We start from the raw sequence: 7,224 nt of genomic DNA on the forward strand, positions 1-7,224 counted from the left end.
TATTACAAAGATACGGCTACATTCCTGCTTACCCAAAAATGTAAAATATCCGATAGAAAACATTTCTGCAAATATCGGTAGAACTATCGATACCCTAAAATTTCTTAATTTTCTAGTGATTTAACTATAACACTATTCGATTTGTGTTAATTAACTTCTACTCTGGAATTCCAAAATACCACTTTCAATAGTAGACATACGATTATCAATACTTTCTAAGTATCGGTTATATCGAGTGTTCTGAGCAATTTCAGATAAATATATACTGCTTTGCTCAGCTACTAATAATTGTTGCCTTGTATCAATTCTAACGGCATTAAAATGACCTTCTAATACACCGGCCGTATCTTCAGTAATATTCTTTATAGCTCCACTCATTCCTTCCCGGTTCCGTGGTTGATCGTATAAAGAGCCTATACCGGTAGATTCTAAAATATCATTAATAGCATCCATATCGGCCTGAGCACCATCAATCAATGCTCCGTACATTTCCCTTAAAGATTCTATTTCTCTGGCTGTGAATTGTTGATCTTCTCCATAATTAGAAAAAGTATCATAAAATTGTGCTACCTCATCCTCTAAATACTTCATTCGAAAAGCATTTATCATGGCATTCTTAATAACCTCTTCAAAGCTCTCTCCGAAATCTTCTACAGCTGAATATCCATCTCTGAAGCCCTGAATAATACTATCGGTAATACTTGAGGCAGTGGTGCCGGTAAATAACTCATCTAATTCTTTATTTAACTCTTCAACTTCCCTACGGGCCTCCTCCGCTTTTTGTTGAAATTCTTCAATCTTTGCCTGATCCGTTCCACTTCCTTTTCCTTTTTTTGCAATGGTAGTACCTAGAATTTTAACCTGTTTTTCAGCTTCTTTTTCTGCTTCCTCTGCTTTTTGAGCTTGAATCTCCATTTCTTCAAGCTGGTTTATTGCTTCCTGACGGCTGTTAACGCGTTCGGTTCCAATACTCTGAGAAATAGAATAATCTAATTTTTCAATTGATTTTTCAAGCCTACCTATAGCTTCCTCATAGACCGCTGTATTGCTTTCGATTTCTGTAGTAATAGCAGAAGTTAAAACTTTCATTGCACCGCCTACTATATTTCCGCTGGCAATCATCCCGGCTCCTTCAGCAACCCCGGCAAACTGAGCTAATCTATTGGCACCTTCTTCATCCCCCGAAATTGAATAGTAAAGATCCGCAACTCCATAAAGTCCATCTGTAACCCCGTACAGCGCTTTTACTAATTTTTCATTGGCTTGCTCTTCTTTTCGACCTGGTTCTATTGTAACATTGTTTCCCTCGCGATCTGATAAATCTTTAGAGGCATCCAAGCCGCTCTTTTTTAATAGTTTTTCGAGATCCTTAGTATCGAGTTTCAGAGAAGGGGTTTTATTTGCCTGGCTCTGTGAAATTCCAAAACTTCCAGCTGAAAGTAAGGTTCGCTGTTCATTGTCTTTTGCTAATATTAAAGCTTCTTTTTCTGCAGCACTTTGAGCGGCCTCAATTCTTCGATCTAAATATTCTTCATAGTCCGCGCCTTGCTTTAGTAAATTAGCATAAATACCATTTGCCAGGTCATCATACCCCCTGCGTACCAGGTTAAAATAGTTCTGGTAATTCTGCTCAGTTTCCTTTAACTGCTTTTGAAGCTCTTTTAAATAATCGCTTTCACCATCACCACCTCCGGAACCGCTAAACTCAGTATTTAAATATCGGCTTCGAGCTTCAGCATACTTTTTAATCTCTTCAATCTCAGAATCCAGAAAGGGTTTTAAAGATTCTAGTTTTTGGACCTCATCTATTTCCCTGAATTGGCCTATAATTTTCCGACGCTCCTCTAAGGCCTTTTCAATTTCATCAATGCCAGAATTATTAAAATCGGAAAGTTGGCTTTCTTTAGTTGCCTCATTAATCCGTTTAAGGGCTTCAGCTCTTCCAGATGCCGTTTGTAATTCTTGTTTGGATAGTTTTCTATTGCGCTCTGTAATATCCTCTACAAGGTTCTTATATTCAATTAATTGTTTATTGAGATCATTTTGCTGCGAAGTAGCCGCGCTCATTTCCCTTAAACTGCTTTCCGCAAAACCCTCTTTAGGATTTACATTACCAAAACCAGTCGCAACGGTTACACCTTGACCGGCTTCCCTTAGTTGATCCCGTATAGATTTTATAAGCTCCTGATTATTAAAGTCCGGATTTATTTTAAGCTCAATTCCTTTGTCCTCTGCAATCACCTGCAATTCTGCCAGGGCATTATCAAACTGACTTTGTGCGTTTTCTATTTGAATTTCCGTATTACCTTGATTTGCTAGAGCTTCTTCAAGTTCCTTTTGCCTGGTTGCAAACTTATAGCGCAAAATGTAAGCTTCATTCACTTGATTTAAAACCTGTAGGAGTTGATCTGTAGTTGTTTTCTCCTTATCAATATTGCCGAGGAATTCAGGATAATTTTTGATTATCTCATCCCGTAAAGAATTGAACTCCTCGCTTTCTTCATTTACTTCCTCTAAGGAATTTTTAAGCTTGTAAACCTCAATACGCTGCTGTTCATATGATGAAATTATTTTTTCATTACTAGCTAACGCTTCATTAACAAATCCTGCAAAACCGCTTGAAACATCTACTAAAGCATCCCCTACCTCTTTTGTAGTGGCCTTTATTCGGTTCCCTAAAATTGCCCATTGATTGGTATTTGAGCTTAGCATTCTTTCGTTAGCTAAATTAGTAGCTCCAGCTGCTTTGGCATATTCTGCAAGATCCTGTTGTGCACCCCGGGCATTCTTTCCAGATACGGCAAGAATAGCGCTCATAGCTTCAACCCGTCCGGTAAGTTCTTTAAGTTTATTCTGGCTTCCCCCGGCCTCCTCGTAAATGGCTTGTAGTGCATTCTGTAAAGTCATTGACTTGGCGGCTCCATCCCCTAATACTTCATTGGCGGCTTCAATTGCTGCCCTTATTTGTGTCATTGCCTGAGAAGTGGGCACACCCTGCTTAGTGAGCGAAGCAATAGCTGCTGCTACTTCTTCAAAGTTATAGCCAGAAGATGCCGCAAGAGGTGCGACTTCAGATAAGGAATTTGACAACTCATCTATTGTGGTTTTACCTAATCGTACGGTAGTAAAAAGGATGTCGGAAACCCTCTCCGCATCTTCGGCTTCTAACTTAAAGGCATTTAATACAGTGGTTAATCCGTCCGCTGCTTTTTCTGTAGTAGTTACACCTGCCGTTGCTGCTTTAGTAGCAGTTTCCAGTAGTTTAAGACCTTCGGCTCCATCGTAGCCGGCAGAAACTATTTGATAGTAAGCTTTAGCAAGTTTGGCTGGTGCATCGGGGCTTACTTTAGATAAAGCAAATACAGCGCTTGATATACCTTCAAAATCGTCCTGAGTAGCTTTAGAAATGGTTTGCACCTCTTTCATTGCCTGCTCAAACTCCTTCATCATTTGAAAGGCATCGTTACCTATTTTTGCAAAAGCTGCAGCTGCAGTACTGGCTAAAATACCAAAAGGTCCAATTTTACTAATTGTCCCTGCCAAACCCTGCACTATTCCTGTAGCTTCTGCTGCACCGGATTTAAGCCCGGTCGTGTCAATTCCAGAGTCAAAAAATAAACTATTACTTCCCCGTATTGCCATAATTGTCAAATTTGTAAGCAATTTAGAGCAGGATTAGAGGCTAAGCCCTTTATTTACGGGCGGTTATGCGTAGATGCTATTGAAATCTGTTTTACGTATTACCGTAAATATTCTTACTACTATTTTCATAACTTTATAGGTGAATTGATATCGATTATTATGAAAAGAATTTCACCCGTTTTAATTATTTGTATCGGATTGATTTCCTGCTCCTTTGAGGAGGATCACGAAAAAAAAGAGGTAGTTAGAGAATATTTAAATGAAACACTCCACGATCCGGAGTCATTAGAGGAAATACAGTGGACCATAATGCCAGATTGGGAACTTAAAAGAACAGATTCCCTAGATGACACTAGTCCTTTTGAGGTGGATTACTATGCGACGCATAAAAAGCCAGACAGTTTGAATTTTAGCTTTATTCGTTTAGAATATAGAGCAATGAACGGATATGGTGCAATGAGGAAATCAGAAGTTTATGCTTTCTATTCCGAAATTGGTGGACCTCATATTCAATTTGATAACGCTGTATATTCCTTTAAAACAAAAAGTTTTATGCAAGATGAATCAATCGGACTTATGGAGCCAAAACGACTATTTCTAAGAAATCATTACTTTTATCAGAACTCAGGTAAAGGTACTGTTGAGGGTTATTGGGATAAATACCCTGAGTATAGATAAATTGAGTTCTTATAAATAAAATTTTTATTATGGCTTACATTAATTGCAAGTGGTCTCAATGCACAGAGGCCGAAAGAAAAAGATATAAAGAAAAAATAAGTGATCAATATCCTCAAGCTAAGGTGATAGGAAAAGCCGTCTGTGAGGCTTGTGGAGCTAAGCATATTTTACATACCGATGGTATTAGATCCACAACTAAAATGCCGAATAATGATAACTGTAGAAGCTGCGGAATTCAAATGATAAAAGGGAATTCGACTGAAGAAGAATTTGTTACATTGCTTGAAGAATAACTAATAAACTAAATCCCGTTTAGTAGCCTTAATAACCGCTTTTCCTTCCGTATAATCCTCAATCAAACACAAACCTTTACTTTGTACTGAAGCGCTGTTAAAAACTACTACTTTGGAGTTTTTGCAAGTAACCTGGCTATTATGGAAAGCTGTAATAAACGAGGAATCATAAGCCTCACAAATGGAATCATCAAAACAACGTACCCGGCTATGACCTGAAACAACCGCTTTTGCATTTTTGAATAGAATTAACTGAATATCCTTTTCAACTACGGTTCCAGTAAAATAGATCCCGGCTTCATTCATTTTGTTTTCATCACCTAGAGAAAGGAGCACATCACTATCAATAACCTCTGTGTTTATAAGCCACTCAATATTTTCTTGAAGCATATAGAGGGCCCCTTCATCTGTGAAATTAGCTTTAAGCCGTTCCAGTCTGAACCAGTACTGTTTGCAAAGCTCATTTTCATCGAAGTTAATGTCCTTGATGGTATTGTAAATGTGGTCAAATAACTTTCTCATCGCTTGATTTTAATGGCTCCTAATAGATCTTTAATGTCTTTTGATTTTGGAGCACTGCCGGTAATTACATCAAAACCTAAAGTTTCAACTGCAGCTGCATAGCTCATCCCTGCTACTCCAATTAACACAATACCGCTTGGATATTTCTCGCCAACCTCAGCGGCTGCTTTTTTTCCTACGGAAACACCTTCCGAAGTTTCACCTGGGAACAAAGAATCTATTACATCCCCATTTTTAAGGATGATATAACCGATAGAGGCTGCGAGGTTTCCTGTTCTATCATTGAACCTGCCTCCTTTAGGTAATCGAGTAGTTAAGCTCTTAGGAGCTTTATTTCTAGCAGTATTTACAAATTCTTCTCCCTGATATTTTAACGCTTCAATGACAGCATCTTCATAAGCCTGAGTTTGACTTTTGATATACTGGCTAATGCCGGCCATTGTAAACTTCGCTTTCATATAGTATCAGCTTTTTTTATTCCGCTTATTGTATTCCTTGAGGTCGTAATAGATACTGTCAGATAGCTTAACTAATTCCTCCTGGCTATATTCGTGGAAATTGGCAGCAAATATTAAAGAAGCTTCAATAGGGTTTTTAGTAGCATCATTGAGCTGCTGGTTGATTTCAGACCTAAGCAACTCTTTAAATTTCCTATTAGCTTCTTGATTATTGCCAATTTCGTGTTGCCGATCATAGATTAAGAAATGCATTAGTTGCACTGCATCTAGTGTATCTCTAACTTTTACCCCGGCAAAATTATATCCTACTTCCATTATTACCAGCTTGGGGTGCCTTGTACTATTTTGTTAAGTTCCTCTTGAGAAGGCTTTTCTTTCGTCTCTTGATCGGGTTTTTCTTCCCCGGATTCAAGCGTTTTTAATTTTTCCTGCAGACGGCCTATCATACCTTTAGTAGCTGCAATTTCTTTTTCATTCTCAGTCATAATGTATAGTTTACTAATTCTTAATTAACTGCCTGAAGTGATTCTTTTCTTCTTCAGAAGGCTGTTGGCCTTTATCTCGTAGTTGATCCCTTTCACCCTGAAGCCTTTTAATCTCCTGGTCAATAGAATCAATCTTTTTTTCGTTTTCTGTCATAATCGGTTAAGTAAAGTTTATGAAATATGATTAGCACGCTCTTTTAGAAGTTCTTTAGCAAACTTATAAGCGTTCTCAGCTACTCTTTTAGGATCATCAGTAATGTAAGCTTCCCTTAAAACCGAACTGTTTAAAAGTATAATATATTTTATAACTTTAAACAGTAATTATGAAGAAGAGTAGATATTCACCACAGCAAATCGCAAAGATTTTAAAGGAGTTTGATAACGGAAAAACGGCCGCAGAGATCAGCCGTGAATATTGTATTAGTACAGCTGCGTTCTACAAGTGGCGGGAACGCTATGGCGGGATGAACGGTAAAGAGCTTAAGCGCCTAAAAGATCTGGAAGAGGAAAACCGAAGACTGAAGCAGATGTATGCCAATCTATCCCTAGATCATCAAATGGCCAAAGAAATCATTGAAAAAAAGCTTTAAAGCCCTGCCGTAAAAGAACTATTGCTAAAGAACTTGTTCATTACGGTATTAGCAGGGCGTGCCGTGTTTTAAATATGAGCAAAAGCGTTTTTTATTACAGGCCAATTCCAAAGGACGATACTGCTATCGAAGCGGCCTTACAACAAAAAGCTAAAGAACATAGCGAAGAAGGCTTTTGGATGGCTTACGATCGTCTAAGAAATGAAGGCAAGCCCTGGAACCATAAACGGGTATACCGGGTCTATAAAAAGCTTGGCCTAAGTTTGAGACGAAAGGTAAAAAAGCGGTTACCTGCCAGAGTTAAAGAACCCCTGGAGGCTCCCATAGCTCTTAATCGTAGCTGGAGTATTGATTTTGTAACCGATGTTCTGGAAAATAAAAGGCGCTTCCGTGGTTTAACCGTAATCGATGATTACAACCGGGAAGCATTGCATATAGAAATTGATTTTTCACTGCCCAGCAAACGTGTCGTCTGGGTATTGAACCATTTGATTAATCGCAGGGGAAAACCTCAAAAAATAAGAATGGATAATGGACCTGAATTTGTTGCTAAGAT

General features: G+C 38.3%; 8 protein-coding genes and 1 pseudogene. 3 read left to right on the forward strand and 6 right to left on the reverse strand.

The window, feature by feature from the left end; all coding sequences use genetic code 11:
- Positions 1-150 precede the first annotated feature (150 nt).
- Positions 151-3,642: a phage tail tape measure protein gene (locus BM084_RS12765; protein ID WP_093305236.1), complete on the reverse strand. Its 3,492-nt coding sequence runs from the start codon at positions 3,640-3,642 to the stop codon at positions 151-153.
- Between the two features lie 159 nt (positions 3,643-3,801).
- Here BM084_RS12765 and BM084_RS12770 point away from each other — a divergent pair, with 159 nt between their 5' ends.
- Positions 3,802-4,320 (forward strand): hypothetical protein, encoded by a 519-nt coding sequence (locus tag BM084_RS12770; RefSeq protein WP_093305238.1) that lies wholly within the window; start codon positions 3,802-3,804, stop codon positions 4,318-4,320.
- Positions 4,321-4,349: 29 nt separating this feature from the next.
- A complete protein-coding gene (locus BM084_RS12775; RefSeq protein WP_093305240.1) occupies positions 4,350-4,613 on the forward strand; it encodes a hypothetical protein in 264 nt (87 codons plus the stop codon).
- Here BM084_RS12775 and BM084_RS12780 read toward each other — a convergent pair whose 3' ends face one another.
- The 5 genes from BM084_RS12780 to BM084_RS19195 are packed head-to-tail and all read right to left on the reverse strand — an operon-like array spanning position 4,614 to position 6,232.
- The gene (locus BM084_RS12780; RefSeq protein ID WP_093305242.1) at positions 4,614-5,135 is read right to left on the reverse strand and encodes a hypothetical protein; all 522 of its coding nucleotides are present in this window, start codon (positions 5,133-5,135) and stop codon (positions 4,614-4,616) included.
- Positions 5,132-5,593 (reverse strand): hypothetical protein, encoded by a 462-nt coding sequence (locus BM084_RS12785; RefSeq protein ID WP_143083660.1) that lies wholly within the window; start codon positions 5,591-5,593, stop codon positions 5,132-5,134. The genes BM084_RS12780 and BM084_RS12785 overlap by 4 nt, the downstream gene beginning before the upstream one ends.
- Before the next feature lie 6 nt (positions 5,594-5,599).
- Positions 5,600-5,908, reverse strand: coding sequence for a hypothetical protein (locus BM084_RS12790; RefSeq protein ID WP_093305248.1), 309 nt, complete (start codon positions 5,906-5,908; stop codon positions 5,600-5,602).
- 2 nt (positions 5,909-5,910) lie between these two features.
- Positions 5,911-6,078 carry a hypothetical protein gene (locus BM084_RS19190; RefSeq protein WP_177195702.1) on the reverse strand — a complete coding sequence of 56 codons (168 nt, stop codon included), beginning with the start codon at positions 6,076-6,078 and terminating at the stop codon, positions 5,911-5,913.
- 13 nt (positions 6,079-6,091) lie between these two features.
- Entirely contained in the window at positions 6,092-6,232 is a 141-nt protein-coding gene (locus tag BM084_RS19195; RefSeq protein WP_177195703.1) for a hypothetical protein, read from the reverse strand.
- A gap of 169 nt (positions 6,233-6,401) precedes the next feature.
- Here BM084_RS19195 and BM084_RS12795 point away from each other — a divergent pair.
- A pseudogene (locus tag BM084_RS12795) lies at positions 6,402-7,224 on the forward strand (IS3 family transposase); the annotation flags it as partial.

The organism is Salegentibacter agarivorans (genome assembly GCF_900113135.1).
Taxonomy (GTDB): domain Bacteria; phylum Bacteroidota; class Bacteroidia; order Flavobacteriales; family Flavobacteriaceae; genus Salegentibacter; species Salegentibacter agarivorans.